Origin of the sequence: Rhodococcus sp. 4CII (assembly GCF_014256275.1) — a bacterium.
GTDB classification, from domain to species: Bacteria; Actinomycetota; Actinomycetes; order Mycobacteriales; family Mycobacteriaceae; genus Rhodococcus_F; species Rhodococcus_F wratislaviensis_A.
In genome coordinates this window covers 7,003,915-7,030,660 of record NZ_JACCFE010000002.1, presented here as the reverse complement: position 1 = coordinate 7,030,660, position 26,746 = coordinate 7,003,915, and the positions used below count along the sequence as shown (strand labels likewise).

Here is a 26,746-nt window from a genome sequence, read left to right as displayed (position 1 = left end):
ACTCACTCAGATACGAGGTGCAGTTGCACCTCGTATCCCTCCGAGCCTGGATCTCTCGGAGGTCGACGGAGTGAGTGGCGACCTGTTTCGTCGCAGCGCGAAGGTACCTCGCACCTACGACACGAATCCGTCTCGCCGTTTCCGAGGAGGGTCTGTTGTCAATCCGTGCTCGCCGGCGCCGGGTTGCTGTAAATGCGATCGGGCCGGACGAACACCGCGGTTCGGCGGTCTGCGGCCATTACACGGTCGTACTCCGACCAGTCGTCATGGGTTCCGCCCGCCGCGACGAAGATGTCGCGCAACAGTAACCGCAACCGCTCGGAATCCAGCCAGGGCTGAGGATCGTCCGGACCGGCGAGTTCCGCACGACCTTCGACAGTGGCCCACTGCCAGCCATCGCGAAAAGTCGTCGTCACCTGGGGACGGGCCCGAAGATTGGCCAACTTGACCTTGCCGAGCGCAACGAAGGCCAGCACGCTCTCGCCCGTGACGGGATGCGCGAGGATGCCGGTATTGACCACGCTCGACTGGATGGTTGTGTCGGCGCGCAGGGTGGCAACTACTGCCAACCCTTGATCGGCACGAGCGAGCCCGAAGGCGTCCTGAAGAGTAGGCACCGGGTGACCTCCCTTTTGTGCTCTGCTCGCGGGAGGCGAGCGAACTTCCGAAGCGCTTCGTGGGCAGTGGGCGACCGAATCGGACGATGAACGGAAGGAGTACACCTCTCTTCCACTTTCAATCTATATCGCACCGGGGGCCTTGCGGCAAGGCCCGGGTCGTGCCGCAGAATCGTCGGACCGAAGCCGGAACCGACGGAAATGGGAGTGGACGAATTGCGTATGTCGTTGCGGACGGATGGGTCGCATGAAGACGTCGAGAACAGGATCCACAAGCACGAACATCAGATCGGAGCCGTTGACGTGAGCCCATTGACCACCAGCGCGTTCGACCTTCCTGCAAACCTCACCCCCAAGGCCGACCCCGCGCTGATCGCCGACGACGAGCGCCATTTCGCGGCGATCGCGACAAGCCTCGAAGAGTCCATCGCCGATCTGGCCGACCGCATCGATGTCGAACGCAGGGCACCCCGCCGCCTGGGGCAGGAAGCTATGGAGCGGGACATGATGGTCCACCAGTTGACCGCTCAGCTGCGCGCCCTGCGCCGCTTCGGTTTGGACCTCTGCCTCGGACATATCGTCGATGCCGACACCCTCGAACCGATGTACGTGGGGCGCCTCGGCCTCATGGACAGCGCGGGCAACCAGTTGCTTGTCGACTGGCGCTCCCCCGCGGCCGAGCCGTTCTTCGGGGCGACCCACGCCAACCCGATGGGCCTCGAACGCCGCCGCAGATACCGCTGGACCCGCGGCCGGATCAGCGACTACTGGGACGAGGTGTTCACCGCGGACGGGTTCGACGGGAACGCCGCGCTCGATGACCAATCCGCGTTCATCGCCAGCCTCGGCAGCAATCGCTCGACCCGGATGCGAGATGTACTGGGCACCATCCAGGCCGACCAGGACGCCATTATCCGCGCGGGCTCCGGCGGCGCCCTCGTCGTCGACGGCGGTCCGGGTACCGGGAAGACCGTCGTCGCGCTGCACCGCGCCGCGTATCTGCTCTACTCCGATCCTCTACTTCGGCACGGCGTATTGTTCGTCGGTCCGCACGAGCCCTACCTGGCGTACGTCGCCGACGTGTTGCCGAGTCTGGGCGAGGAGGGCGTGCAGCTCTGCACCCTGCGGGACCTCGTCGCCGAGGGCGCCGCAGCCCGGATCGAGGACGACCCGGAGGTGGCGCGCCTGAAATCGTCCGCGGATCTGGTGAAGGCGATCGACGCAGCCGTCGCCTTCTACGAGGAACCACCCTCCACGGGCATGATTGTCGCCACCGACTGGTCCGACATCTGGCTGGACCCCGATGATTGGGCCGAGGCGTTCGAAGCACCGGAGCCCGGCACTCCGCACAACGAAGCGCGCGAACAGGTCTGGGAGCTGCTGCTCACGATCCTGCTGGACAAGTACGACGGCGACGTTCCGGCGGCCCAAATCCGGAAGTCGTTGCTGCAGAACGACGAATTGCGCGCAACCCTCGACAACGCGTGGACGATGATCGAGGCTGCCGACCTCGTCGGCGACCTGTGGTCGGTGCCCGCCTACCTCCGCAAGTGCGCGCCGTGGCTCAGCGCTGACGAGGTGCGCGCACTCCAGCGCACGGACGCCCAGAATTGGACGGTGTCCGACCTGCCGCTCCTGGACGCGGCCCGGCAGCGGCTCGGTGACCCCGAGGCGTCCCGGCGTCAACGTCGGTATCACGCCTCGGTCGCTGCCGAACGCGCGCGCATGAGCAGTGTCGTCGACGACCTGATCGCCGCCGACGACTCCGAATTGCTCGTGATGTCGATGCTGCGGGGCCAGGACCTGCAGCAGTCGCTGGTCGACGAATCCGCTCTGCCGGGCACGGAAGCGGATCTGCTCGCCGGACCGTTCGCGCACGTCGTCGTGGACGAGGCTCAGGAGCTCACGGATGCGGAGTGGCAGATGTTGTTGGTCCGCTGCCCGTCCCGCAGCTTCACCATCGTCGGCGACCGAGCCCAGGCCCGGCACGGGTTCACGGAGTCGTGGCAGGAACGACTCGAGCGGGTCGGGCTCGACCGGATCGACCTGGCGGCACTGAGCATCAACTACCGCACGCCGGAAGAAATCATGACGGAAGCGGAACCGGTCATCCGGGCCGTGCTACCGGATGCCAACGTGCCGACCTCCGTCCGCAGCGGCGGTGTCCCCGTCGTGCACGGACCTGCGTCGGATCTGGGACAGATTCTCGACACGTGGCTTGCCGGCCATGCCGACGGAATCGCCTGTGTCATCGGCTCCGGCGGCATCGAAGAGTCGACGTTCCGGGCGACGTCCCGCGTCCGGTTGCTGACCCCGGAATTATCGAAGGGCCTCGAATTCGCCCTCGTCGTCCTCCTCGACCCGAAGTCCTTCGGCACAGGTGTCGAGGGAGCGGTCGACCGGTATGTCGCCATGACGCGGGCGACCGGACAGCTCGTCATCCTCACAAGTTCCGCGGACATGACTGTGTAACCGGGAGAAACTGCACTTCGTTCGAGCAGTCGACCTGCGTTTCAGGGGAGGTGCATCAGCTGCCCGGCAAGGGTGAACAGGCGACGAGCGAGCCTCATGACGGGAAGGCCCAGAGGAATGAGAAGAATCGTCACGCACAGTATGAGACCGACGAGCCACACCACGGCCGCAACGATTCCCAGCAGCGTGCCGAGCACGGCGGTGACGAGTCCCAGCACTGTCTCGAGCAGTCCACGTAGCACCCGCATGACGTCCTCCTGGTTCCAGTCTCCCCCGTTCCGGGCCGCGGCGCACCGTTCGAAAGCCCTTCGTTAGCCCTTCGTTCCAGATCCGACGCCGACATCGTGAGCGCCCGCGTAACTCCTCGGTTTCGAGAATTGTCCGCGGGGTAATTGCAGAATATGGGTACACGTTTGCGGGCGAGCGGCAGGACTGCGCCGGTCCGGCCTGGCCGCGGAAGCACTCGCTCCCATCGTGAAACCGGCAATAGTGGCAGCGCAAAGGAAACCGCGAAGTCCGTTGCGCCGACCCGGTCGGCGACAAAGGCGACACGAACGACCACGCCGTGCAACACCGTCGCGGGGCGGCTCCCGCGGAGGCGCCCGCTGCCACCCAGGCGTCCGGCCGCCTCGACCGCGACGGAGTCTCGCGAACGCGAGCGGGAGCAGACCACCACCACGAAGCCGACGGCGCGCAAGCCTCCGCGAGACGACGGACCCCGCGCATCTGCGCACCCGCGGGCCACCGCGCCGACCCGCACGCGTGGGCCGGAAATTCCGTCACAACGCACCGACAAGGGAGATCCTCCCGATCCCCCGCGCCAGCTGGTGTCGCGCTCGGTCGAGGCCATCATCGAATGGCTGAAATCCCACGTCCACAGAATCGCAAACGCGGTGCGTGACCGCGCCGATACTGTCACTCAGGACATTTTCCAGAAGGCCGAGAAATGGTTGAAGTCCTTCGTCGCATCGGCCGCAAAGAGCGACGCCGGGACCAAAGCCGTAATCGAGGGCATCCGGGCCGCCCTGACGGGGAAAAATCCGGTGTGGGCCGCGACCAAGGCCCTGATATCCGGGTTGAGCGGCAAGGCCAAGGTCGGCCTCGTTCTCCTTCTGGTCCTCGCACTCCTTCTCGCACCCGTGCTGCTTGTGGTCCTCCTGCTGGTGCTCATTGTCGCTGCGCTGGTCGCGGCGGTTCGCGCCGCCGCGCAGTGACCCGAGATCCGACGAGAGTTGTTGAACCACACTCATGCTCGAATTCAAGCGAATCGCGTCCCGGCCGACGACGAGCACATAGCAGCCGGATAGTTGATCCGGAAATGGCGCAGCGCGATCGCCGTCGGCCATGTCGGGACCCGGAGCGGTCACGGCCTTCGGTCGAGTGAGTCGAATTTCTCGGTGCTGGTTGAGTGTCCCGCAGCTGGGGTAGTCCACAAACGGCGCCACTTACCACGCACGGTTTTGCGACACATTGCCGAGGATGGTCCTGCGACACATTGCCGAGGATGGCGAGCGGTGCGCCGGTGACTACTCGGTAAAGGGGTTCGACGATGAAGACCAAAGGTCAGGTGGCATTGGCCGTCGGCGCGGGATACATGCTCGGACGCACACACAGGATGAAAATGGCGCTGATGCTCGCAGCTGCGGGAGCAACCGGGCGCTTCCCCGGCGGTCCGCGCGACCTGCTGGAACGTGGCACGAAAATGCTCGCGAGCTCCCCCGAGTTCGCCAAAATCAGTGATTCGGTTCGCGAAGAGCTGGTCAGCGCGGCGAAGGCCGCTGCGGTCACCGCCGCAAGCCAGCGCATCAATTCGCTCAACAACCGACTGATGTCAGGTGGTGGAGAGGTCGTCGACGACGTGGGCGAGACCGTAGGCGACACCGTCGGCGGCGTCGGTAACTCGGTCGGCAAGCTCGGCAGAGTGACTAAAATCGGCCGGAAGCGACGCAGTAAGTCCGAGGACGAGGACTACGACGAGTCCGACGTGGACGAAGAGCCGGCGGACGAAGAATCGGACGAACAGTACGCCGACGAAGAGGACGAATTCGAGGAACCCGGCGAGCAGGAAGGCGACGACGAGGAGCCGGCCCCACGCAAGCGGCCCGCCGCGCGTCGTCGGAATTCCACCAGCGGCAGCTCCCGTCCGAGTAGTCGGTCACGGAGCAAGAAGACCGACGAGGACGACGAAGAAGCCCCTGCTCGGGGTCGTAGGACACGGGCTAAGGCCACGACTGATTCCGCGCCCGTCCGACGCGGAGGACGGTGAGCATCATGACGAACGCCGCGAGCACGCTACGAGAATCCACATCGGGTGACGGCAACGGATCGTCGGGCGTGTTGCAGGAGGCCCTGCAGAAATTGGTCGGCACGATGGCTGACAAGGCACTCTCATCGGTCTCCGACAAGGTGCAGAATGCGTCGGGGAGACTCACCGACTACGCCGAGGGTGGCGGAGGCGGGCTGCTCGCCGCAGTCACCGGCTCCGAGAAACTCGCGGAGGGTGAGTCACCGATCAAATCTGCGGTGAGCGAGGGCTGGGAGGGCGCCAAGCAGATGGTCAAGGACAAGGCCGGCGACGTCAAGGAGGCAGTCACCGGTGGCGGTGGAAAGGGCGGCGGCAAGGGTAAGAAGCTCAAGTTGACCAATATCGTCGAAACGCTCGACGTCGGCGTCCCGGTCCAACTGGCCTACAACCAGTGGACCCAGTTCGCCGACTTCCCGTCCTTCATGAAGAAGGTCGAGCGGGTGGAGCAAGAAGCCGACGAGAAAATCGAATGGAAGGCGCAAATCTTCTTGTCGCACCGAACCTGGGAATCATCGATTCTCGAGCAGGTTCCCGACGAACGGATCGTGTGGCGCTCGAAGGGTGCCAAGGGCTTTGTCGACGGTGCGGTGACGTTCCACGAAGTGACCCCCGACCTCACCCGAATCATTCTGATACTCGAATATCACCCGAAGGGCTTGTTCGAGAAGACTGGAAACCTGTGGCGTGCACAGGGACGTCGAGTGCGGTTGGAGTTGAAGCACTTTGGACGCCATGTCATGACACAGTCCGTACTTCATCCCGACGAGGTGGAGGGCTGGCGCGGCGAGATCCGGGACGGCAAGGTGGTCGAACCCGAGGACGACGAGGCGCAGTCGGAGGAATCGGAGGAGTTCGAGGACACCGAAGAGGGTGACGGCGCGGGCGACGCCGAAGACGAAACCGAAGAGGGTGACGAGGCGGCCGAGGACGAAGAGCCGGAAGCAGCAGAGGACGAGTCTGCCGAGCCGGATGACGAGGAGGAGCCCGAAGAGGAGGCACCGCCGAAACGGCGCGGCCGACCGCGCAAGACCGCGGCCGCCGGCAAGGAGCAGACAGCTCCGAAACGGCGCGGCCGACCGCGTAAGACCGCGGCGTCCGGCGCCAGGCAGGGTGCACGACGATGACGGCAATACAACCGGCAGGGGGTGGCGGCGGAGTCAGCGGGGGCCCGAGCTCCAGTAGCCTCGCCGACGTCATCGACACCATCCTCGACAAAGGCCTCGTGATCGACGCCTACGTGCGCGTGTCGCTGGTCGGCATCGAATTGCTGACCATCGACGCGCGCGTCGTCGTCGCCAGTGTCGACACCTACCTACGGTTCGCCGAGGCCGTAAACAGGCTCGAGATCGGCAGCGGCGAACCGAAGGGTCTGACGGACCTGGTCGGCGACGTCACCGAGGGCGGTGCGAAAGCGAAGACCAAGGGCGCGCTCGAGTCCGCGAGTGAGAAACTCGGCGACTTCCTCGGCGGCGGGCAGGAAGAGCCTGAACGCGAGCGCGTCTCACGGAAGTCCACTCGAGGGGACAAGTAATGTCTGCGTCAGAAAAGACCGACGATGCACCCGAAGACCCGCGCACCAGCGGTATCTATGTATACGGGATCGTACCTGCGGATGTAGAAGCCGAGGAGGACGCGGTCGGGGTGTGTGACGGACCGGTCAGCATCATCAAGCACGGCGACATCGCCGCTCTCGTGAGCGAAATCTCGGTGGACAGGCCGCTCGGCAAGCCGGCGGACCTCCAAGCCCATGCACACCTCCTCGACGGCACATCCCGCGTGGCACCGGTGCTCCCCCTGCGGTTTGGGGCAGTGCTGACCGATGAAGACGCCGTCGAAGAGGAACTGCTGTCGGCGCATGCCGACGAATTCGCGTCCGCGCTGAATGAACTCGAAGGTCGGGCACAGTATGTAGTGAAGGGACGGTACGTCGAGGAGGCGATCCTTCGCGAGGTGATCGAGGAGAACGACCAGGCCGGCAAACTGCTCGGCACGATTCGGGATCAGCCCGAGGAGGCCACCCGCGACGCACGGATGGCACTCGGCGAGATCGTCAGCAACGCCATCGAGGCCAAGCGGGACGAGGACACCCGCACGGTGGTCGAGGCACTCGACTCGCTCACCGATGCGATCAACGTCCGGGAACCGACTCACGAAGAGGAGGCTGCGCAGGTAGCCATTCTCGTCGAGGTCGCCCGGCAGGAAGAACTCGAGGAGGTAGTGGGCGGACTGGCCGAACAATGGGACGGCCGGGTCGAGATGCGCCTGCTCGGACCTCTCGCCGCCTACGACTTCGTGGTGACGCAGAAGCCGGAGGGCTGACCGATGGGTCTGCTGTCCTTCATCGCCACGCTGCCTCTCGCCCCCGTTCGCGGCGTGATCTCGCTGGCCGAGTTGATACAGCAACAGGTCGAGGAAGAACTCCACAATCCCGCGAGTGCGCGCCGCGCCCTCGAGGAACTGGAGGATGCCCGGGCGGCGGGCGAGATCACGGCCGAGGAAGAGGAGCAGGCACAGCAGGCCATCCTCGACCGTATGACCGGAACGGGACCGCCCACCAGTCCGGAGAAGGGGTGATACGCGATGGCCGAAGAGGAGCCTCCTCCGTTGCCTGCGCCCGAGATTGCCGAAATCGCGACGCGTGACATCGCGAAGTTGACCGGCAAGAAGCCGATGGGTGCGACGTCGGTCATGCCGACCGACGACGGCTGGTCGGTGGAAGTAGAGGTGGTCGAAGATCGCCGGATCCCGTCGTCGACCGACATGCTCGCGCTGTACGAGGTGGTGCTGGATATGGACGGAGAACTGTTGTCCTACCGCCGAACCCGCCGCTACATCCGGGGTGTCGGTGACAGCGGGAGTACGCAGTCATGACCATCGCCGGCGGCGGTACGAGCAACCTTCCACAGGGTGTGAGCGGCGGTCACCAATCGACGAATCTCGGTGAGATTCTCGAGCGGGTGCTCGACAAGGGACTCGTCATCGCCGGCGACATCCAGGTCAACCTCCTCGACATCGAACTGCTGACCATCAAGGTGCGATTGGTGATCGCCTCGCTGGAAACTGCGAAGGAGGTGGGAATCGACTGGTGGGAACACGATCCCTGGCTGACGGGTAGGAACAGCGACGTCGAACTCGAGAATCGGAAGCTGCGGGAGCGGATCGCCGAACTCGAGTCCGACAGATCGGTGCGTCCTGCCGTCGAGGCCGCCGACACGGTCGAGGTGGAGTCGGAGCGGGAGCGCGGCGATGACCGCGAATGACGGTGTGTGGCTGTACAGCATCACCACAGGAAACACCGGCGACGCACAACTCGCCGGTGTCACCGGCGTGGCCGGCGAGCCGGTCCGGGCGGTGGCCTCGGCGGGTCTCGTCGCGGTGGTGGGAACGGTCAGCCTCGGCGAATTCGGGCAGGAACCTCTGCAGCGCAACCTCGAGGACCTCGACTGGCTGGCCGCGACGGCGAGAGCACACGACGCCGTGGTGGCGGCCGTATTGCGCTGCGGTCCCACCCTTCCGTTGCGATTGGCAACGTTGTACCTCGACGACGACCGCGTTCGGCTGCTCCTCGACCAACGACAAAAGGAGTTCGATGCAACGTTGCGCCGGGTGACCGGGCGAAGCGAGTGGGGGGTCAAAGCGTATGCGGATTCGAAGGCGTTGGCGCAGAACGTAAAATCGGAACCGTCCCCGACGGGCTCGGCAGGAAAGGGCACCGCGTATCTGCTGCGGCGTCGTGCCGAACTGAGCGCGCAGCAAGACGTCGAACGCAAGGCCGCAGCCTATGCGGAGGAGATTCACGCCGCGCTCCTCGAGCGTGCCGTCGACGGGTTGCGCCGGCAGGTCACCGACCCGGTGCTGACCGGCAAGAGGGCCTGGATGATCTTCAACGGCACCTACCTCGTCGACGACGAACGGGTCGACGACTTCACAACGCTCGTCACGACCCTGGACGCCGAACGTCCCGGCGTCACACTGGAATCGACCGGTCCGTGGCCGCCGTACTCCTTCGCGGGGATCGACGGGTGAGCCCGTGAGCGACATCGTGCCCGCGGAGGACACTCGCCGTATCGCGCTGGTCGACCTGCTCGACCGGGTTCTCGGCGGTGGTGTCGTCATCACCGGTGAGATCACCCTGTCGCTCGCCGACGTCGACATGGTCCGCATCTCGCTGCGCACACTCATCGCATCGGTCAGTGCCCTCGTCCCCGACCCCGTCGGCGAGGATCCCTCCGATGAGTGAGTCCGATTCCACCGCATCGGATGCACCCGACGACCTCGGCCGCCGGGTTCTGCCGCAACGGATCGACGCCGACCCCGAATCCGTCGAACGCGGCCTGGTCACGCTGGTGCTGACCCTTGTCGAACTCCTACGCCAGTTGATGGAACGGCAGGCGCTCCGCCGCGTCGAGCACGGTGATCTCAGCGACGAGCAGATCGAACGCATCGGCACAACGCTCATGCTGCTCGAGGAACGCATGGCAGAATTGCGTGACCATTTCGATCTCACACCCGAAGACCTGAACATCGACCTCGGGCCGTTGGGCCCGTTGCTGTCGAACGAATAGCTCGCACCGGCGGCCCCGACACACCGTCAGCGAAGCGGGAATCCGAGCCGGATCAAGGACTCCTTCAATCGATCCCGGCCGTTCAGCCGCGCGGCGGACGCAAGTCGATCCAGGACCCGATCGATCCACGAATGGTCGAGACCCTGCGCCGCGTAGAAGGCAGCGATGCGCCCCTCGTAGGCGTCGACATGGTCGCGCTGGGCAGGAAGGTCGTAGGTCTCGTGATGCAACACCGCCGCCCTCGGTAGACGCGGTTTGATCTGCGCGTCGGCATCCGGATGCGGGTGCCCGACGACGAGACCGAACACCGCGAACACGTGAGGCGGCAGACCGAGTACCGCCGCGACCTCTTCGGGCTTGTTTCGGAGTGCGCCGATGAAGACCGTTCCCAGCCCGAGCGACTCCGCCGCGGTCACGGCGTTCTGCGCCGCGAGGGCGGCATCGATGACCCCGATGAAGCTGCTCTCGAGGTAGTCGGCTCCCTCGACCGGGGCACCGCGGTCGTCGGCGAGTTGACGGACACGGGCGAAATCGGCGAGCCAGACCAGCAGGACCGGAGCATCGACGATGTGGGCCTGGTCGCCCGCGAGAGCGGCCAACCGAGCCTTGCGGTCGGGGTCCCGGACCGCGACGACACTCCACGCCTGGAGATTCGACGACGTCGCGGCAGACTGTGCCGCCGAGACGACGACCTCGAGGGTCTTGTCCGCGAGCGGATCGGGCAGATAGCGGCGGACTGAGCGGTGCGTGTGCAGGGCTTCCAGGACCGGGTTCCACTGCGCGGGTTCGGTGAGGGCGGCGTCCCAGTAGCGCTGCTGGAGCGCCGTGCGGGGTGCGATGTCTGCGATGGTCACCGGGAAAGAAAAGCCGACCGCCGTCTGTCACTCCAGGGTTAGGCGCACCGTGATTCCTGAGTGCACCGCGAGGATTCCTGAGTGCCCCGCGAACCCGCCGGCCGAATGGCCGCATTCAACACGGCGATCGGCGACAATTCGGTGGTTTCGCGAAGACAACGATCGACCGAGGAGGGCACGTGACGGAACGAGTCGTCGTGGTGACGGGAGCAGGCTCGGGCATCGGGCGGTCCATCGCGACCGGACTGCTCGAGGCCGGCCACCACGTGGTGCTGGCGGGACGAACCCGGGCAACATTGGACGAGACAGCGCGCGGCCACGAACGCGCGGTCGTGGCACCCTCCGACGTGTCGTCACCACACGCGGTGCACGAACTCTTCGTCGTCGTGGCCGACCGCTTCGGTCGCGTCGACGTCCTCGTCAACAATGCGGGAACCTTCGGCCCCTCCGGTGCGGTGGACGAGATCGAACCGGAAGACTGGGACCGGACGATTGCCGCAAATCTGACAGGAGTCTTCCTCTGCTCGCGGGAGGCGGTCCGGATGATGAAGACGCAGACACCGCGAGGCGGGCGCATCATCAACAACGGTTCACTGTCCGCGCACACACCACGGCCCGCGAGCGTCGCCTACACGGCCACCAAACACGGAGTGTCGGGACTGACCAAGTCGATCGCACTCGACGGACGCGACCACGACATCTGCTGCACCCAGATCGACATCGGGAACGCGGACACCGCCATGACCGCCGGAATCGGCCACTCCGCCCGCCAAGCCGACGGGTCCGTGCGAGCCGAACCCACCTTCGATCCGCGGTACGTCGCGGACGCGGTCACCCGGTTGGTCGATCTTCCCCTGGACGTCACGGTGCCGACGCTGACGATCATGGCCTCTCGAATGCCGTTCGTCGGCCGCGGCTGAGTCGCAGAGCACGGAGATGCCGATGGTTCGAGGGCAGGATCTGCTACGTTCATAGCTAGCAGATCTAGGGATAGGCGTTCTATGTATATCGAGAAGGATTTGGTGGCGGCTTCGGCGACACCGCTCGTGCTCGGAATCCTCGCGGACGGGGAGTCCTACGGATATGCCATCGTGAAACGGGTCAATGACCTGTCCGACGGACGGATCCAGTGGACCGACGGCATGCTGTACCCCCTGCTCCATCGCCTGGAAAGGCTGGGATACGTGTCGGCCTCGTGGGGGACCTCCGACATCGGACGACGACGCAAGCATTACACGATCACGACAGCGGGCCGGGAGGTCCTCGCCGAACGCCGCGCGCAGTGGGACGTCGTCGCGGACGCTCTGAGCCAGGTATGGCGTGCTGTCGAGTTGCCCCCCGCCTCCGCCGAAGGATGGTCGTGATGGACACCGACGAGCAACTGGAATCGCAGATCGGACAATGGCGGGGCTACGTCGAGCGCCGTCGCGCGATATCCGCCGCCGACACCGACGAGATGGAAGACCATCTGCGCGGCCAGATTTCGGATCTGTCCGCCGCGGGCTTGAAATCCGACGAAGCCTTCCTGGTCGCGGTCAAACGCATGGGCAACGTCGACGACATCTCCCGCGAGTTCGCGCGGGAGCATTCCGATCGGCTGTGGAAGCAACTCGTCCTGATGCCGACCGTACCGGAGGGCGGCGCTCGCCCCACACGGGAACTGTTCGTCGTGCTCACGTTGGCCGTCGGAGCAGCCCTCGCTTTCAAAGCAGGATTGTCCGTACTGGGAGAGCGGACCTTCGCGCGCAATGTCAGCCTGTTCGTTCTGCCGTTCCTCGCCGGATACTTCGCCTGGAAGCGGCAGATGACGGCCCGCATCGCCGCAATTCTTCTGGTCCCGTTCGCCCTGGCGGCCGTCCTGTTGAACGTCTTTCCGTTCGCGGCGAACGGGTCGACCGAGGTGATCGCGGCGATTCACGCACCGATCGCGTTGTGGTTCGCGGTCGGCTTCGCCTACGTCGGGGGCCGCTGGCGATCGGACCGACGGCGAATGGACTTCATCCGGTTCACCGGCGAGTGGGTCGTCTACCTGACGCTCCTCGCTCTCGGCGGCGGTGTCCTCATCGGTCTCACGATCGGGGCTTTCAATGCCCTCGATCTGAGCGCCGAGTGGTTCGCCGAGGACTGGGTGTTGCCGTTCGGTGTTCCGGGTGCGGTCGTCGTCGCCGCCTGGCTCGTGGAAGCGAAACAGAACGTGGTGGAGAACATCGCCCCGGTCCTCACCCGGGTGTTCACACCACTGACGATCCTCATGCTGCTGGTGCTGCTCGTGGCGTTCGCGACGACCGAAAGCGTCGTCGACGTCGACCGGCATCTGTTGATCCTGATGGATCTCATACTCGTCGTCGTCCTGGGGCTTCTGCTGTACGCGATTTCGGCTCGTGACCCCGCCCTCCCGCCCGATCTGTTCGACCGTCTCCAACTCGTGCTCGTCGTGAGCGCGCTCGCGGTCGACCTGATCATGTTGTTCGCCATGCTCACCCGGATCGCCGAGTTCGGCGTCACTCCGAACAAGGTCGCCGCACTCGGAATGAATTTGATCCTCCTCGTCAACCTGGGCTGGTCGGCGCATCTGATTCTCGGGTTCCTCCGCGGCCGTCGCACCTTCAGTGCCGCGGACCGCTGGCAGACCCGTTACCTCCCTGTCTTCGGCCTGTGGGCGGCATTGATGGTCGGTGTCCTTCCACCGTTGTTCGACTTCGTATGAGCGCACCGCGGAGTTGGCGAATCTGTGTGTGAACGCGAGTACTGGTTGTTAGTCTCTCCGAGATAATCCAGACCGTCTGGTTCGGAGGTGTCGCCATGCCGATCGTCCGGATGCGGATGATCCGTGAGCAGAGCAATGAAATAGCGGTCATGACGGCGATTCTCGACACCCGCAACGCGACCCCACTCCCCCACCAGTAGCAAAACAAACCATGTGGACGGTTTACTGGTAGGGTTTGCCTCGTCATGGTGGTCACATGACAACGCGAACGCCCGGGCACACGGGCCGATCGCGCGAGGGGTGGAGTGCAGGTGCCGTCCGAGCTGCATGTTGGGCGGCACCTGCACCTCATGGAGCCGCCACCAGGTCGACATCCGCGCTGCCCGGGCCGAGGCGGCCATGGTGCGAAAACTGTTGCCCGCACCCGCCTTCCGACCCGACTCGCGTTGAGGCTGACACCGCCGCCCCAGGACCCACTCCATCGGTCCCACGGGCGCCGGGTGTGTGTACGCGACCCCTGGGCGGGCGCGTGTTCAGGTCAGGGCTATTGCGGTCGGACAAGATCGTCGAAGCGCCCGAGCCCCTATAGGGCACGCATTCCCTGCGGCCTCGCCCCTGGGAGTGCGCACTCCATCTGGCAACGGCCATGCTTGCCGACCGAGGCGACCCGGCGTTCACAAGTCCTACACGGGACGCGTCGTTTCCAGCCGAGAAGTGCGTTACCAGCACTCCACCATCCTGCGGCCGGGACCTGTGCTCGTTGCCAACTCGCGGGATTGCACGATCGGCAGCGCGCCCCACCGAAGCACCCTCATGCTACGGGCGTGTTACGGGTTTCGGTCCCCCGTGAGGGCTACGAAACACGACGTTATTCCTCGGGCAACCATTGCGAAATACGTGGTGCGTGTACTGGTTTCAGCAAACAGGTCGGGAATTACTCCCGCTCCGATCCTACTCGAGACCACTCATGCCGAGGAGCAGCCCGTGTCCGATATCGACCAGACGATCACAGCCAACATCGAGAAGTCCCTCGCGGAAATCCCCCATCCCGCCTTACCTAAGGGCACCAACATCTACGGGTCGACCAAGATCTTCCCAGACTACAAGGCCGAGGACGGTGAGAGCTACTTCACCCTGGTCCACGGCATCGCTCATGAATCGTCGGTGAGCTTCGTCGCCGTCCTGCAGGCCACCCGAGCGCTTCGCAAGGGATTCGAGTCGGCCATCTATTTCTACGGGACCGGAGCGATGAACGCGATCGCCACTCGCGGCTTCCCGACCACCGGTGACAACGGGTTCCCGGGTGAACAGAACATCAACGACGCGCTGGCGACCTTCATCAAGGAAGGCGGCAAGGTGTTCGTGTGCCGCTTCGGACTCGCCTTGCACGGACACCGGGAGGAAGACCTCATCGAGGGAGCGATTCCGGCTCATCCGCTCGACGTGCAGGACGCGATCATCCATTACTCGCGCAAGGGCGCGATCATCAACTCCACCTACATGGTCTGAGGTGTAACCCCATGAGTGGTCTGTCAACTCGCGTCGACCTCGCCGTCCGCGGGATCCGCCGCCTCGACGCACCAGTCTCCCGGCGGTCGGGGGCCGGTCCCAGCGACGACGGCCACGTCCTCATCGGCGGATTCGGGGGTGCAATCCCGATCCGATCGGACAGTCCGTACGAGGTCAGCGGCAACCGGTTGCTGATGAACGGGACCGACATGGGTGTCGAGATCGAGCCAGTCAAACGTCCCCGGTTCTACGACCTGCACACCGACGACGGGATCTCGTACGAGAAGATCGCCCGGCTGCACGGCTCGAACGTACTGGCCACCACCGTAGTCCAGACCTGCATCCGGTACGACACGGATCAGCGGTGCCGGTTCTGTTCGATCGAGGCGTCGCTCGAGGCCGGCGCGACCATCGCGGTCAAGCGCCCCGAGCAACTCGCCGAGGTGGCCGAGGCCGCGGTCCGGCTCGACGGGGTGAGTCAGATGATCATGACCACCGGCACCTCGGCGGCGAAGGATCGTGGGGCGCGGCACCTGGCCCGCTGCGTGGCCGCCGTGAAGGCGGTCGTACCGGACCTGTCGATTCAGGTGCAGTGCGAGCCGCCCGGCGACCTGGCCACCATCACCGACCTGCACGCGGCCGGTGCGGGTTCCATCGGCATCCACGTCGAGTCCCTCGACGACGGCGTTCGCCGGCGGTGGATGCCGGGAAAGTCGACGGTGCCGTTGCACGAATACCGGGCGGCGTGGCGTGAGGCCGTGCGGGTGTTCGGCCCCAATCAGGTGTCGACCTATTTGCTCGTCGGCCTGGGTGAGGACCCGGACGATCTGGTCGCCGGTGCCGAGGAGTTGATCGGAATGGGCGTGTACCCGTTCGTCGTTCCGTTCCGCCCGCTCGCCGGGACCCTGGCCGTCGATGTCGACGGTGCCCCGGCACCGAGTGCGGCGCTCCTCGAGGACGTCACGACGCGCGTGGCAAAGGCGCTGCGCGCCGCCGGGATGCGCGGGGCGGACCAGAAGGCCGGATGCGCGGCGTGTGGGGCCTGCAGCGTGCTTCAGAATGCGGGAGGCTGACATGCTCGATATGAGTTCGCTGTACGGGCTCGATACCGCCGGGCCGGTGGATCTCGAGGTTCTGACCGGGCCGGCACCGAGCGTCACCCGGGCGTCGTTCTTGGTTCAGGTCGCCGATTCTGCCGCAGCGCTCGCGACCTATCACGGTTTACGCCGGGAGACGTTCGTGGCCGAGCAGGGGCTGTTCGCCGGTCACGATCGGGACGACGTGGACGACGATCCGCGCACCGTCGTCCTGGTCGCCACGGGCAACGACGGGACGGTGCTCGGCGGGGTCCGGCTGGCCCCGGTCGGGGGCGGCCCCGATATCGGCTGGTGGGCGGGGAGCCGGCTCGTCGTCGACCGGCGTGCCCGGGCCGGTCTCGGTATCGGGAAGGCGCTCGTCCGCGCTGCGTGCGCGTACGCCGAGACGCAGGGGGTGTTGCGGTTCGATGCCACCGTGCAGTCCCGGATGGAACCGATGTTCATCCGGCTCGGCTGGGAACGGATCGCCGAGGTCACCGTCGCGGACCAGCCGCACGTGGCGATGCGGTGGCCGATCGACCGCATCGAGCGACTTACCCGATCGACCAAGGCGCTCCTCGCCCAGACATTGCTTCCACTTGCAGCCGCGCCGGGCGCTCTCGGCGGCAACGGCTTTCGCGGAGACGACGGTGTCCCCGTGCCCGGCAGCGACGTGGTCGCAGCCTGTGATGCGATCCTGCCGGCGATGGTTCAACGCGACCCGGAGTGGGCCGGCTGGTGCGCGGCACTGGTCAACCTCAACGACCTCGCAGCGATGGGCGCGGAACCGGTCGGGCTCCTGGACGCCGTCGGTGCGCCCAACCAGTCCATCCTGACCCGGATCATGCGCGGTCTGGGCCGAGCCAGTGCCATGTGGGGTGTGCCGGTACTCGGCGGGCACACCCAAGTCGGTGTCCCGGCCGCCTTGTCGGTCACCGCGCTCGGCCGCACCACCGATCCGGTCCCCGCCGGCGGCGGACGCACCGGAGATGCGCTGCGCCTGACCGCGGATCTGTCCGGACACTGGCGACCCGGGTACGCCGGTGCTCAATGGGATTCGACCTCAGAGCGAAGCTCCGAGGAATTGCTCTCGCTCGGATCCTTCGTGCGCCGTGCCCGTCCCGCTGCCGCGAAGGACGTCAGCATGGCCGGCATCGCCGGCACCGCGGGCATGCTCGCCGAGGCCTCGGGGACCGGTGCCGTACTCGACGTGGCGGTGATTCCGAAACCGACGACGGCCACCATGGGCGACTGGCTCACGTGCTTCCCCGGGTTCGGGATGCTGACCGCCGACCGGCCGGGCCGCACCGACACGACTACTCCAGCGCCCGCCACCTCCGCGGTGTGCGGCGAATTGACTACCGAACCGGGGGTCGGCCTCCGCTGGCCCGACGGTGTGATCACACGTGCGGTGCACTCCACCGTCACGGGATTGGGACAAGCATGACCGAGATCGGGATCTCCGTCGCAGCCGCCGAATTCGGCCGCGACATGGAACAGGGCTATGCCACCATCGCAAGACTCATCGAACAGGCGCGAGCGGCGGGAAGCGCGCTACTCGTGCTCCCGGAAGCGTGCCTGGGAGGTTATCTGCCGAGCCTCGGTGGCGGCGACGAGACCGAGGAGGAACGCGAACGCCGCCTCCGCAAACTCCCCCCGGCGCTCGCGGTGGACGGCCCGGAACTGCGCCGCGTGATCGACATGGCCGGTGATCTGGTGGTCACGCTCGGATTCTGTGAGGCCGACGGCGCCACCCGGTACAACGCGGCCGTCACACTCCATGGCGACGGCATCCTCGGGTCGTACCGCAAGGTGCATCAGCCGCTCGGCGAGAACCTCTGCTACGCAGCAGGAGACACCTACGAGGCCTTCGACACTCCGGTCGGCCGCATGGGGATGCAAATCTGCTACGACAAGGCGTTCCCCGAAGCCGCCCGCACCCTCGCCCTCGACGGAGCGGAAATCATCACCTCCCTGTCGGCGTGGCCCACCGCCCGCACGGCCCCGGCGGAGAACATGGCCAACGACAGGTGGAAGCAACGCTTCGACATCTACGACCGGGCCCGCGCCACCGAGAACCAGGTGGTCTGGGTCGCCTCCAACCAGGCCGGCACCTTCGGATCGCTCCGGTTCGTCTGCAGCGCCAAAATCGTCGGACCTGGCGGCGATGTCCTCGCCGACACCGGGACCCGACCCGGGCTCGCGACAGCGAACCTCGATGTGCAGGCGGAGATCTCCGCCATCCGCAGCGGCGGCATGTACAACCTGCGGGACCGGCGCCCCGCGGTGTACGGCGACGTCGTAGCGGACAACCGCGTCACCGGCACCCTGCTGACCCCCGAACAACGCCCCGCCATCTTCCGGAAGGAACCGGCCCATGCCTGAGATGACCTTCCGTGTGCAATGGCCGGACGGACACGAACAGTCCTGCTATTCCCCCTCCCTGGTGATCCACGACTACCTGACCGCCGGCGAGGAGTACAGCGTCACCGACTTCCTCGAGCGCACACGAACCGCGCTCACCGAGGCCAGCGAACGCGTCAAGGCGAAGTTCGGCATGTACTGCACCTCGGCCGCCGAGCAACTCCACGAACTAGAGAAGGCGAGCGTCGCCTACTCCCCCACATCCGCCGTCCGAGTGCTGTCGATGACTCCGGACACCATTTCCGGAGGTATCCAATGACGACGCATCACGACGTAGTGGTGATCGGCGGCGGGCAGGCCGGCCTGTCGATCAGCTGGCACCTCGTCCGGCGCGGCATCGACCACGTGGTCCTCGAACGAGACACGATCGCCCATGAATGGCGCGACAGCCGCTGGGACAACTTCACACTGGTCACCCCCAACTGGCAATGCAACCTCCCCGGCTACTCCTACGCCGGCGGCGAACCCGACGGATTCATGACCCGGGAGCAGACCTACGACTTTGTCCGCGGTTATGCCGACACCTTCGCGGTACCCGTCCGCGAGGGTATCGCGGTCACCTCAGTGCACCAGTCGGCCGATGGTGGTTTCGACGTCGACACCACACAGGGTCCGCTGCACGCCGGCCAGGTGGTGGTGGCGACCGGTGGCTACCACACACCGGTGATCCCGCGGTTCGCCGAACGCCTGCCCGCCACGATCGAGCAGATCCACTCCTCGCAGTACCGGTCGTCGGACGCACTCCCCGACGGCGGCGTCCTCGTCGTCGGCAACGGCCAATCGGGCGCACAGATCGCCGAGGACCTCATGCTGTCAGGGCGGACGGTGCACCTGGTGACGGGTGGCGCGCCTCGCGTGGCTCGCTTCTACCGTGGGCGGGACTGCGTGGCGTGGTTGCACGACATGGGCACGTATGACGTCTCGATCGCCGATCACCCGGGTGGTCTCGCCAAGCGGGAGAACACGAACCATTACGTCACCGGGCGCGACGGCGGGCGGGACATCGATCTGCGTGCATTCGCCCTGCAGGGTATGAAGTTGTATGGGCGCCTGCTCGAGGTGGTCGACGGCACCCTGCAGTTCGCACCCACCCTGCAGTCGTCGCTCGATGCCGCCGATGCCGTGGCCGAGAGCATCAAGGACTCCATCGACGCCTACATCGAACGCGCCGGCATCGACGCCCCTACCGAGAACCGGTACGTCCCCGTCTGGCGACCCGTGCAGGAGACGACGTCGCTCGAGCTCGCATCGTCCGGGATCACGTCGGTGGTGTGGTCCATCGGTTTTCGCACCGACTACCGGTGGCTGCACGCCGGGGTGTTCGACGGCGAGGGGCACCCGTGCCACAACCGCGGCGTGACCACGGTTCAGGGGCTGTTCTTCCTCGGCTTGCCGTGGCAGCACACTTGGGGTTCCGGACGCTTCGCCGGGGTGGCCCGCGACGCCGAGTACCTGGCCGACCGCCTCGAATTGGAGGCAGGTGTGCACCCACCCGTGTCCTCACTAGCCTGAGGACGTGACAATCATGAGGCTGGCTGCACTGGCCGGGCACTTCGGCCGGGACGTCGAGCGTGCACTGCTCAAGCTCGACACGCTCGTCGCCAAGGCCCGCGACGATGGCATCGACCTGCTGGTCCTCCCCGATGCCTGCCTCGGGGGCTACATATCAGACCTGCGCTGCCCCGACCCGGACGAGCTCCCGCCTGCTCTCGACGCGGACGGGCCGGAACTGAAGGCGATCGCACGGATGGCGGGATCGATGACCGTCTGCATCGGCTACACCGAATTGGCCGACGGTGTCCGCTACAACACCGCGGCGTGCGTCACCGGGGACGGGATCCTCGGCAGCCATCGGAAGGTGCACCAGCCTGCCGGGGAGTCGCTCGCATACGCCGCAGGGGACGCCTTCACTGCGTTCGACACCCCGGTCGGCCGGATGGGCATGCTCATCGACTATGACAAAACCTTTCCGGAAGCCGCCCGCACCCTCGCCCTCGACGGGGCGCGGATCGTCTGCGCTCTCTCCGCGTGGCCCGCAAGTATCACCGACCGCGCCGAACGACTGGCCCAGGACCGCCAGTCCCGGCTGTTCGACCTCTACGACTCGGCCCGGGCGGCCGAAAACCAGGTAGTGCTGGTGTCGTCGAACCAGACCGGCATCCAGGGTGGCTTACGGTTCCTGGGACAGGCGAAGGTGGTGGGCCCGGGTGGTGACGTGCTCGCCCGCACCGGCGTCAAAGGCGGGCTCGCCGTCGCCGACCTCGACATCGACCACGAAGTCGACCGGGCTCGAAAGGTGCTGCGACATCTGGAGGAACGCCGGATCGACACCTACCGATCACTGCTCGAGAAAGGCACACCCTGACGTGCGTATCGCACTGCTGACGTACTCCACGAAACCGCGAGGCGGCGTCGTCCACACCCTGGCCTTGGCCGAGGCCCTGGCGCGGCAGGGCGCCGAGGTCACCGTGTGGTCGCTCGGACGCGGCGGCGACGGCGCCTTCTTCCGCAGGGTTGACCCTGCCGTCACCGTCCGTGTCGTGCCGTTCGCGGCAATCGAGGGGGAGAATGTCGGCGACCGGATCCTGCGGTCCATCGCCGTGCTCCGCGGCGCGTTCACACCCGACGCCTACGACATCGTGCATGCCCAGGACTGCATCAGCGCCAACGCCGTCGGCCGATGCATCCGCACCATTCACCACCTCGACCAGTTCACCACCCCCGCACTCGCCGCCTGTCACGAACGCGCGGTCGTGGAACCGTACGCGCGGATCTGCGTTTCCGAAGCCGTTGCCGCAGAGGTACACACCAGGTGGGGACTCGACCCCACCGTCATCCCGAACGGCGTCGACGCAGCCCGATTCGAAAAAGCAGTCCGCGACGACGCAGGACGGCGTCGCTGGGCCGAGAAACTCGGCGACTACGTACTGGCCGTCGGCGGCATCGAGCCCCGCAAGGGCAGCATCGACCTCGTCGAGGCCTACGCCCTGCTTCGCCGCGACAGACCGGACCTGAAACTGGTATTCGCCGGCGGCGAGACACTGTTCGACTATCGGGGGTACCGCGACGACTTCGATGCGCGATGCACCCAGCTCGACGTACGGCCGACCATCCTCGGCACCGTCGACGACGACGCCCTGCCCTCCCTCGTCGCCCAGGCCACCGTCTTCGCGTTCCTCTCCACCAAGGAGGGCTTCGGCCTCGCCGCAATGGAAGCCCTCGCCGCGGGAGTACCGGTGGTGGCCCGCGACCTCCCCGTCCTGCGCGAGGTCTTCGGCAGCACCGTTCGGTTCGCATCCACCCACCAGCAGATGGCTGACGCCCTCCGGCGGCCCGGCGACGCCGACCAGGTCTACCGCGGCCGCGCACTGGCACGCGGGCACAGCTGGGACGACACCGCCAGCGCGCATCTAAAGTTCTACGCCGAGATGGGGCACTGAGAAACGAGCGGGCCGAAAATCGATCGAAGACCTCGAATTCGCTTCGCCGAGACATCGATTGGCCCATGGCATCGTCTGAATCTCTCGCGCGGGCGCGCAGCACATCCCCCTGTGGTCGATGCGGCAGCACTCGCCACGCTCATGACCGGATGGGTTCGGCTCATCGTGGTCGTTCGCGCCCGGGGCGCGCAACGCGGCAGCGACTCCACGGAGATCTCGAGGAATTCGTCGAGGTCGACGGTCCCCCGAAGGTCTCGCGGGTCACGCCTTTGCCGGGATAGCCGCGGGTTGCATGCAGTAGATGGTGCGTCGACGGTCCGCCCTCGAGGATTTGCGGGCGACAAGTACTTGTCGGGCCCTGCCGCGGTTTGTCCTGGTGGTCCGCTCCGTGCGCGAGCCTACGTCGCAAGAGTCCGGAGGCGCTCGGTCTTCGAGACCATGGCGAGCGACATCACCACGGCGAGCTCACCCAGCCCGCCTGCCACGAAGAACCCGGCGTCGTAACCGTCGAACTCGTCGCGGACGAGTCCGGCGACGAAGGCCACGAGGCCGCCCCGCTCTGGTGCGACGTGAACACCCAGCCGAATACGACGGTACGTCGCCGCCGAAAATCTTTGTGGCCCAGGGCGACAGTGGGCGGAGCGGTGGCCACCCAGTCGAGCCCGTCGAAGAAACCTCGACACACCCCCTCTGCTAACGCAACTCGGGGTGCGGGTCATACCGCGGGGCTGCTCCTCGACAATCCGACCGCAGTGCAGTGGCTCATCGACCGGTTCAACCTTTGACCCTGGCCAGTCGTCAACAGAAGCCGCGCTGCCGCCGCACCACGGAGGGCGGCGACCATGGACGATTCAAGTCCCCTGCCGCGCTCACGCGGGCGTCGGGCGCAGCACGGGACAGGGCATCGACGTGACCCAACCTCCCGATTCGCCCCGTTGGGCGGCGGTGAGCCGGTGGGTCGCCAGTCGGGTATGAGAACACTCCCCTGGCCGATCCGCAGAATCAGCAGGTTTGTCAGGTACGACGACGCGGAGTCCGTCACACTGACCATTAACGATCTTTCGGTAATAGGGTGCGTCGTTGCACTTCATTTGTGCCGAGCTGCTTGATAATTGATGAACGGCAGGGAAGGAAACCAGTTCGGGTGCGGGCGGCGGCATGTGGATGTGGCGGTCGAGCTGAAAGTGTCTCAGCAGACCGCGTCACGCTGGTATCGCCAAGGACTCCCGGCACGACTGGCCGGGCCCATCAGAGAGGCAGAACTCAGACCAGGGCGGTCCCATGCTCGTGGCAGGCGACACCTGACCCGGAACCGCGGTGCCGTTGTTGGAGGGAAGGAAGTATTCGAAGAGTCAACAGCACTGAAGTCCGGCCTTTCTTCTCCCGCGCTATTCAGGTAGCAACTCGGATTGCCGCTCGGCGACAGCCTCGCGGATGGCCTGCATCACTGCTGGCGCTGCGGGTCTGCGAAGTCGGCCGGACGCCAGCCATGCGGTGTACTCGGGAACGATGCGCACCTCCGGGAAGAGGACTCGTTGCAGAGTCGGCTCACGATCGGCTACGTATGCGGGGAGCAGTCCGATGCCGGCGCCCGCCAACGTGGCGATGGCCTGGGCTTGCACGCTCGTTGACGCGAAAGTGGCGTGCCGTTGTGTGGTCAACTGGCCGAGAACGACCAGGTCTTCGACGCGCAGGAGGCCTTCGATGTAGTAGATCAGGGAATGTAGGCGTAGTTCGTCGGTCGAATGCGGAAGTCCGTGATCTCGAGCGTATTCGTCCGAGGCATACAGACCGAGTGAGTACTGGGTGAGAGCTTCCGCTCCGAGTCGGCCGAGGACGGGTTCTCCGACCCCGATCTCGATATCTGCTCCGGAGCTGTACGGGTTCAGCCGAGTTTGGGTGACGATCTCGACCTGAAGCTCGGGGTTGATCTTGTGCAGATCGGCGAGAACCGGGGTGACGAAGTAGGCCCCGAACGCTTCGGTGGTGGCCACGCGCACCAGACCGGACAGTGACTGATCGGATTTGCGACGGTGTGCGTAGTCGCGTGCATCGAAGAGCGCCGTCTCGATCTGCTCGCAGGAGCCGAGGAGGCTGTTTCCGAGTTCGGTCAGTTCACATCCTTGGGCGGATCGCGAGATGACCGGTGCATTCAGCTCTCGTTCGAGAGCCGCGATGCGTCGGGAGACGGTGGTGTGGTTCAGGCCGAGGGCAGCGCCGGCTCCGACGAGTGATTTGCATCGGGCGATCTCGAGCAGGACCAGCAGGTCGTCGGCGCGCATCGGGGTCTTCCTTCCGGTGTTGTGCATTCTCGCACAGCTGATGCTCGGGATTGAACCTACCGGCACGGTGTATCAGCCATCACACTCGATGGAGGTTGCGCGACCACTCCACAGGTAGAAACCGAACGAAGGGAGACCCGCATGTCAACGGTATGTTGGCTCGGTCTCGGTCACATGGGCCTACCCATGGCCTCTCAACTGCGTGCCCAAGGGTTCGACGTGCAGGGTTTCGATCCCAGTGCCGACGCATCCGAAGCTGCTCGACTCGCCGGAATCCGGCCGTGTCTCTCGCCGGTCGAGGCGGCCTCGGGAGCCGACGTCGTCTTCACGATGCTGCCCACATACGCACATGTCCACCGCGCGTTGTCGACACCCGGTCTGCTCGAGGCGACCGCCGAGGACGCACTGATCGTCGACTGCTCGACGATCAGCGGACCCGACGCCCGCGAACTCGCCGCATTTGTTGTGCCCTCAGGACGACGGTTCCTCGACGCCCCCGTCTCCGGTGGCACGCCCGGCGCCCATGCCGGCACCCTGACTTTCATGGTCGGCGGCCCGAACCAAGCCGTGACAGTTTTGACGCCTTTCCTGGAGGCCATGGGATCAAGGATCTTCCATGTCGGTGAGGTCGGATGCGGACAGAGCGCCAAGACGGTCAACAACATGATGCTGGCCATGAACATGGCCAGCGTCGCCGAAGCCGCCGTCCTGGGCGAGCGACTCGGCCTGGAGCACAAGACTCTGGTCGAGATCGTGAAGGTCTCCTCCGGTGACAGCTGGGTGCTGCGCAACTTCTATCCCGTCGCCGGTGTGGTGGACAACGCGCCGGCAAACGACGACTTCACACCTGGCTTCACTACGGCGCTGATGCGCAAGGACGTCGGGCTCGCACTGACCTCGGCGGCCGGCCATCCGGTGGATCTCGGCATGACCGCGGAGGTGGCCCGTCGCCTCGACCGGATGATCGAGGCGGGGCTGGGCGGTCAGGACTTCTCGGCTCTGGTGCACGTGGCGTCGGGTGCTCTCGACCGCGAACTCGACGGAGCCGTGTCATGACCGGCCGCGAAGTTCAGGGAGGCAAGACGGTGGCCGGTGAGAACGCTTCGGTTCCGATGTCCTACTTCCGCAAGGTGGTGGCGGCGTCGATGGCCGGCACCGTCGCAGAGTGGTACGAGTTCTTCCTCTACGGTATGGCGGCTGCGCTGGTCTTCGGCCAGTTGTTCTTCCATTCCACCGGGAACCCGCTCGACGGGGTGATCGCAGCACTACTGACCTACGCGGTCGGTTTCATCGCGAGACCGATCGGTGGCCTGCTGTTCGGGCACTTCGGTGACAAGTACGGTCGGAAAAAGCTCCTGCAGGTCTCCCTTCTGATGATCGGTGCGTCGACGTTTTTGATCGGCGCGATCCCCTCGTTCGACCAGATCGGTTATCTCGCACCGATCGCCCTGGTGGTGCTGCGGTTCATCCAAGGCATCGCCGTCGGCGGCGAATGGGGCGGCGCAGTCCTGCTCGTGGCGGAACAGAGTCCGGCCGACAAGCGCGGCTTCTGGTCCAGCTTCCCGCAACTCGGCGCCCCGTTCGGCAACGCGCTCGCCACCATCGTCATGCTCGGTCTGTCCCAGATCATGTCGGAAGAGGCGTTCCTGAGCTGGGGTTGGCGTATCGCCTTCTTCACCTCGGCGATCATCGTTCTGGTCGGCTGGTTCATCCGCCGGTCCGTCGAGGATTCACCTATCTTCCAGAACCTGGAGGAGGATTCGCATGCAGAAGGCCTCGTTGATGCGATCAAGCGGGTGTTCAAGGCCCGCCCACGTGAAGTCCTCACCGCCATGGGCAGCCGAGTGGTCGAGAACATCCTCTATTACATCATCGTCACCTTCTCGCTGACGTACCTGAAACTCGAACTGGGCCTTGCTACCCGCACCATCCTGACGTTGATGCTGGCCGCTCACCTGACACAGTCCGTCGCCATCCTCACGTTCGGACGATTGTCGGACAAGTGGGGCCGTCGGCCGGTGTACATGGCTGGCGCGGTTCTCGCGGGAGGGTACGGTTTCGTCGCGTTCCCGCTGATGAACACCGGCCAGTCGGCACTGATCCTGACCGCCCTCATCGTCGGTCTGGTCATCCATGCCACGATGTACGCGCTGCAGCCCTCGATGCTGGCCGAGATGTTCCCCACCAACATGCGGTACGTCGGTGTGTCCCTCGGTAACCAGGTCGCCACCGTGCTCGCCGGCTCCCTCGCACCGGTCATCGCGACCTGGTTGCTGCGCGAGTACGAGTCCTGGCTACCGATCGCGGTGTATCTCACCATCGCCTCGGTGATCTCGGTGATCTCGGTGATCTTCATGCGCGAGACTAAGGGCAAGTCCCTCAACGCCGTCGACGCCGAGGCCGGCCTGGTCAACGGCAGCATCATTCGGCCGGGTGACGACTTCCTCGCCGAATCCACTACTGCACATATCAAGTAACAAGGAGTATCAAACGTA

The 26,746-nt window shown here is 65.7% G+C and carries 30 protein-coding genes; 25 read left to right on the top strand and 5 right to left on the bottom strand.

Annotated elements, in window-relative coordinates; all coding sequences use genetic code 11:
- Positions 1 to 158: 158 nt before the first annotated feature.
- Positions 159 to 617: a TIGR03618 family F420-dependent PPOX class oxidoreductase gene (locus H0B43_RS33235; RefSeq protein WP_185724071.1), complete on the bottom strand. Its 459-nt coding sequence runs from the start codon at positions 615 to 617 to the stop codon at positions 159 to 161.
- Between the two features lie 303 nt (positions 618 to 920).
- Between H0B43_RS33235 and helR the strand changes: the two genes are divergently transcribed.
- Positions 921 to 3,089 carry an RNA polymerase recycling motor ATPase HelR gene (gene helR / locus H0B43_RS33230; protein WP_185724072.1) on the top strand — a complete coding sequence of 723 codons (2,169 nt, stop codon included), beginning with the start codon at positions 921 to 923 and terminating at the stop codon, positions 3,087 to 3,089.
- Positions 3,090 to 3,130: 41 nt separating this feature from the next.
- On the opposite strand, the gene H0B43_RS33225 is transcribed toward helR, so the two are convergent.
- Positions 3,131 to 3,337, bottom strand: a complete 207-nt coding sequence (locus H0B43_RS33225; protein WP_185724073.1) for a hypothetical protein — start codon at positions 3,335 to 3,337, stop codon at positions 3,131 to 3,133.
- A gap of 579 nt (positions 3,338 to 3,916) precedes the next feature.
- Here H0B43_RS33225 and H0B43_RS33220 point away from each other — a divergent pair.
- The 11 genes from H0B43_RS33220 to H0B43_RS33170 all read left to right on the top strand — a co-directional run bounded on the left by H0B43_RS33220 (position 3,917) and on the right by H0B43_RS33170 (position 9,959).
- A complete protein-coding gene (locus H0B43_RS33220) occupies positions 3,917 to 4,303 on the top strand; it encodes a hypothetical protein (RefSeq protein ID WP_185724074.1) in 387 nt (128 codons plus the stop codon).
- A gap of 335 nt (positions 4,304 to 4,638) precedes the next feature.
- Positions 4,639 to 5,355, top strand: coding sequence for a hypothetical protein (locus tag H0B43_RS33215; protein WP_185724075.1), 717 nt, complete (start codon positions 4,639 to 4,641; stop codon positions 5,353 to 5,355).
- Positions 5,356 to 5,360: 5 nt separating this feature from the next.
- Entirely contained in the window at positions 5,361 to 6,518 is a 1,158-nt protein-coding gene (locus tag H0B43_RS33210) for an SRPBCC family protein (RefSeq protein ID WP_185724076.1), read from the top strand.
- On the top strand, positions 6,515 to 6,925 hold the full coding sequence (gene gvpJ / locus H0B43_RS33205; protein WP_185724077.1) for a gas vesicle protein GvpJ: 411 nt from the start codon (positions 6,515 to 6,517) through the stop codon (positions 6,923 to 6,925). The genes H0B43_RS33210 and gvpJ overlap by 4 nt, the downstream gene beginning before the upstream one ends.
- Entirely contained in the window at positions 6,925 to 7,713 is a 789-nt protein-coding gene (locus tag H0B43_RS33200; protein ID WP_185724078.1) for a GvpL/GvpF family gas vesicle protein, read from the top strand. Before gvpJ ends, H0B43_RS33200 begins: the two co-directional genes overlap by 1 nt.
- A 3-nt stretch (positions 7,714 to 7,716) precedes the next feature.
- On the top strand, positions 7,717 to 7,968 hold the full coding sequence (locus H0B43_RS33195) for a gas vesicle protein GvpG (RefSeq protein ID WP_185724079.1): 252 nt from the start codon (positions 7,717 to 7,719) through the stop codon (positions 7,966 to 7,968).
- A gap of 6 nt (positions 7,969 to 7,974) precedes the next feature.
- Positions 7,975 to 8,265 (top strand): gas vesicle protein, encoded by a 291-nt coding sequence (locus tag H0B43_RS33190; RefSeq protein ID WP_185724080.1) that lies wholly within the window; start codon positions 7,975 to 7,977, stop codon positions 8,263 to 8,265.
- Positions 8,262 to 8,654 (top strand): gas vesicle protein, encoded by a 393-nt coding sequence (locus H0B43_RS33185; RefSeq protein ID WP_185724081.1) that lies wholly within the window; start codon positions 8,262 to 8,264, stop codon positions 8,652 to 8,654. The genes H0B43_RS33190 and H0B43_RS33185 overlap by 4 nt, the downstream gene beginning before the upstream one ends.
- Positions 8,641 to 9,420: a GvpL/GvpF family gas vesicle protein gene (locus H0B43_RS33180; protein WP_185724082.1), complete on the top strand. Its 780-nt coding sequence runs from the start codon at positions 8,641 to 8,643 to the stop codon at positions 9,418 to 9,420. The genes H0B43_RS33185 and H0B43_RS33180 overlap by 14 nt, the downstream gene beginning before the upstream one ends.
- Before the next feature lie 4 nt (positions 9,421 to 9,424).
- Complete coding sequence (locus H0B43_RS33175; protein WP_185724083.1) at positions 9,425 to 9,634, top strand: gas vesicle protein; 210 nt, start codon at positions 9,425 to 9,427, stop codon at positions 9,632 to 9,634.
- Entirely contained in the window at positions 9,627 to 9,959 is a 333-nt protein-coding gene (locus H0B43_RS33170) for a gas vesicle protein K (protein WP_185724084.1), read from the top strand. The genes H0B43_RS33175 and H0B43_RS33170 overlap by 8 nt, the downstream gene beginning before the upstream one ends.
- A 26-nt stretch (positions 9,960 to 9,985) precedes the next feature.
- Here the strand turns inward: H0B43_RS33170 and H0B43_RS33165 are convergent, their stop codons facing one another.
- The gene (locus tag H0B43_RS33165; protein WP_185724085.1) at positions 9,986 to 10,813 is read right to left on the bottom strand and encodes an NADPH-dependent oxidoreductase; all 828 of its coding nucleotides are present in this window, start codon (positions 10,811 to 10,813) and stop codon (positions 9,986 to 9,988) included.
- Between the two features lie 179 nt (positions 10,814 to 10,992).
- Between H0B43_RS33165 and H0B43_RS33160 the strand changes: the two genes are divergently transcribed.
- The 11 genes from H0B43_RS33160 (at position 10,993) to H0B43_RS33110 (ending at position 21,969) form a co-directional block, all read left to right on the top strand.
- Positions 10,993 to 11,733, top strand: coding sequence for an SDR family oxidoreductase (locus H0B43_RS33160; protein ID WP_185724086.1), 741 nt, complete (start codon positions 10,993 to 10,995; stop codon positions 11,731 to 11,733).
- 81 nt (positions 11,734 to 11,814) lie between these two features.
- Positions 11,815 to 12,177 carry a PadR family transcriptional regulator gene (locus H0B43_RS33155; RefSeq protein WP_185724087.1) on the top strand — a complete coding sequence of 121 codons (363 nt, stop codon included), beginning with the start codon at positions 11,815 to 11,817 and terminating at the stop codon, positions 12,175 to 12,177.
- Positions 12,177 to 13,520 carry a permease prefix domain 1-containing protein gene (locus H0B43_RS33150; protein WP_185724088.1) on the top strand — a complete coding sequence of 448 codons (1,344 nt, stop codon included), beginning with the start codon at positions 12,177 to 12,179 and terminating at the stop codon, positions 13,518 to 13,520. Before H0B43_RS33155 ends, H0B43_RS33150 begins: the two co-directional genes overlap by 1 nt.
- 984 nt (positions 13,521 to 14,504) lie before the next feature.
- Entirely contained in the window at positions 14,505 to 15,029 is a 525-nt protein-coding gene (locus H0B43_RS33145; protein WP_185724089.1) for an MSMEG_0572/Sll0783 family nitrogen starvation response protein, read from the top strand.
- Between the two features lie 11 nt (positions 15,030 to 15,040).
- The gene (locus tag H0B43_RS33140; protein WP_185724090.1) at positions 15,041 to 16,102 is read left to right on the top strand and encodes an MSMEG_0568 family radical SAM protein; all 1,062 of its coding nucleotides are present in this window, start codon (positions 15,041 to 15,043) and stop codon (positions 16,100 to 16,102) included.
- A 19-nt stretch (positions 16,103 to 16,121) separates the two neighbouring features.
- Complete coding sequence (locus H0B43_RS33135; RefSeq protein WP_397517503.1) at positions 16,122 to 17,552, top strand: MSMEG_0567/sll0787 family protein; 1,431 nt, start codon at positions 16,122 to 16,124, stop codon at positions 17,550 to 17,552.
- Positions 17,549 to 18,490: a carbon-nitrogen hydrolase family protein gene (locus H0B43_RS33130; RefSeq protein WP_185724091.1), complete on the top strand. Its 942-nt coding sequence runs from the start codon at positions 17,549 to 17,551 to the stop codon at positions 18,488 to 18,490. The genes H0B43_RS33135 and H0B43_RS33130 overlap by 4 nt, the downstream gene beginning before the upstream one ends.
- Positions 18,483 to 18,788, top strand: coding sequence for an MSMEG_0570 family nitrogen starvation response protein (locus H0B43_RS33125; protein ID WP_185724092.1), 306 nt, complete (start codon positions 18,483 to 18,485; stop codon positions 18,786 to 18,788). Before H0B43_RS33130 ends, H0B43_RS33125 begins: the two co-directional genes overlap by 8 nt.
- Positions 18,785 to 20,041, top strand: coding sequence for an MSMEG_0569 family flavin-dependent oxidoreductase (locus tag H0B43_RS33120; RefSeq protein ID WP_185724093.1), 1,257 nt, complete (start codon positions 18,785 to 18,787; stop codon positions 20,039 to 20,041). The genes H0B43_RS33125 and H0B43_RS33120 overlap by 4 nt, the downstream gene beginning before the upstream one ends.
- Positions 20,042 to 20,054: 13 nt before the next feature.
- Positions 20,055 to 20,894: a carbon-nitrogen hydrolase family protein gene (locus tag H0B43_RS33115; protein WP_213016457.1), complete on the top strand. Its 840-nt coding sequence runs from the start codon at positions 20,055 to 20,057 to the stop codon at positions 20,892 to 20,894.
- A 1-nt stretch (position 20,895) separates the two neighbouring features.
- Positions 20,896 to 21,969, top strand: coding sequence for an MSMEG_0565 family glycosyltransferase (locus tag H0B43_RS33110; RefSeq protein WP_185724095.1), 1,074 nt, complete (start codon positions 20,896 to 20,898; stop codon positions 21,967 to 21,969).
- A gap of 398 nt (positions 21,970 to 22,367) precedes the next feature.
- On the opposite strand, the gene H0B43_RS43295 is transcribed toward H0B43_RS33110, so the two are convergent.
- The gene (locus tag H0B43_RS43295) at positions 22,368 to 22,514 is read right to left on the bottom strand and encodes a hypothetical protein (protein ID WP_185724096.1); all 147 of its coding nucleotides are present in this window, start codon (positions 22,512 to 22,514) and stop codon (positions 22,368 to 22,370) included.
- 843 nt (positions 22,515 to 23,357) lie between these two features.
- On the bottom strand, positions 23,358 to 24,251 hold the full coding sequence (locus H0B43_RS33100) for a LysR family transcriptional regulator (RefSeq protein ID WP_185724097.1): 894 nt from the start codon (positions 24,249 to 24,251) through the stop codon (positions 23,358 to 23,360).
- Positions 24,252 to 24,329: 78 nt separating this feature from the next.
- Between H0B43_RS33100 and H0B43_RS42940 the strand changes: the two genes are divergently transcribed.
- Together H0B43_RS42940 and H0B43_RS33090 are read left to right on the top strand one after the other, a co-directional pair.
- Complete coding sequence (locus H0B43_RS42940) at positions 24,330 to 25,307, top strand: NAD(P)-dependent oxidoreductase (RefSeq protein ID WP_312033994.1); 978 nt, start codon at positions 24,330 to 24,332, stop codon at positions 25,305 to 25,307.
- Positions 25,304 to 26,728 (top strand): MFS transporter, encoded by a 1,425-nt coding sequence (locus H0B43_RS33090; protein WP_397517430.1) that lies wholly within the window; start codon positions 25,304 to 25,306, stop codon positions 26,726 to 26,728. Before H0B43_RS42940 ends, H0B43_RS33090 begins: the two co-directional genes overlap by 4 nt.
- Positions 26,729 to 26,746 lie beyond the last annotated feature (18 nt).

Coding starts and splice junctions, on each gene's coding strand:
- H0B43_RS33120 (WP_185724093.1), top strand. CDS start 18,785: ATGACGACGCATCACGACGTAGTGGTGATCGGCGGCGGGCAGGCCGGC.
- H0B43_RS33125 (WP_185724092.1), top strand. CDS start 18,483: ATGCCTGAGATGACCTTCCGTGTGCAATGGCCGGACGGACACGAACAG.
- H0B43_RS33215 (WP_185724075.1), top strand. CDS start 4,639: ATGAAGACCAAAGGTCAGGTGGCATTGGCCGTCGGCGCGGGATACATG.
- H0B43_RS33150 (WP_185724088.1), top strand. CDS start 12,177: ATGGACACCGACGAGCAACTGGAATCGCAGATCGGACAATGGCGGGGC.
- H0B43_RS33115 (WP_213016457.1), top strand. CDS start 20,055: ATGAGGCTGGCTGCACTGGCCGGGCACTTCGGCCGGGACGTCGAGCGT.
- H0B43_RS33090 (WP_397517430.1), top strand. CDS start 25,304: ATGACCGGCCGCGAAGTTCAGGGAGGCAAGACGGTGGCCGGTGAGAAC.
- H0B43_RS33155 (WP_185724087.1), top strand. CDS start 11,815: ATGTATATCGAGAAGGATTTGGTGGCGGCTTCGGCGACACCGCTCGTG.
- H0B43_RS33180 (WP_185724082.1), top strand. CDS start 8,641: ATGACCGCGAATGACGGTGTGTGGCTGTACAGCATCACCACAGGAAAC.
- H0B43_RS33170 (WP_185724084.1), top strand. CDS start 9,627: ATGAGTGAGTCCGATTCCACCGCATCGGATGCACCCGACGACCTCGGC.
- H0B43_RS33200 (WP_185724078.1), top strand. CDS start 6,925: ATGTCTGCGTCAGAAAAGACCGACGATGCACCCGAAGACCCGCGCACC.
- H0B43_RS33225 (WP_185724073.1), bottom strand. CDS start 3,337: ATGCGGGTGCTACGTGGACTGCTCGAGACAGTGCTGGGACTCGTCACC.
- H0B43_RS33100 (WP_185724097.1), bottom strand. CDS start 24,251: ATGCGCGCCGACGACCTGCTGGTCCTGCTCGAGATCGCCCGATGCAAA.
- H0B43_RS33190 (WP_185724080.1), top strand. CDS start 7,975: ATGGCCGAAGAGGAGCCTCCTCCGTTGCCTGCGCCCGAGATTGCCGAA.
- gvpJ (WP_185724077.1), top strand. CDS start 6,515: ATGACGGCAATACAACCGGCAGGGGGTGGCGGCGGAGTCAGCGGGGGC.
- H0B43_RS33195 (WP_185724079.1), top strand. CDS start 7,717: ATGGGTCTGCTGTCCTTCATCGCCACGCTGCCTCTCGCCCCCGTTCGC.
- H0B43_RS33185 (WP_185724081.1), top strand. CDS start 8,262: ATGACCATCGCCGGCGGCGGTACGAGCAACCTTCCACAGGGTGTGAGC.
- H0B43_RS33210 (WP_185724076.1), top strand. CDS start 5,361: ATGACGAACGCCGCGAGCACGCTACGAGAATCCACATCGGGTGACGGC.
- H0B43_RS33130 (WP_185724091.1), top strand. CDS start 17,549: ATGACCGAGATCGGGATCTCCGTCGCAGCCGCCGAATTCGGCCGCGAC.
- H0B43_RS33140 (WP_185724090.1), top strand. CDS start 15,041: ATGAGTGGTCTGTCAACTCGCGTCGACCTCGCCGTCCGCGGGATCCGC.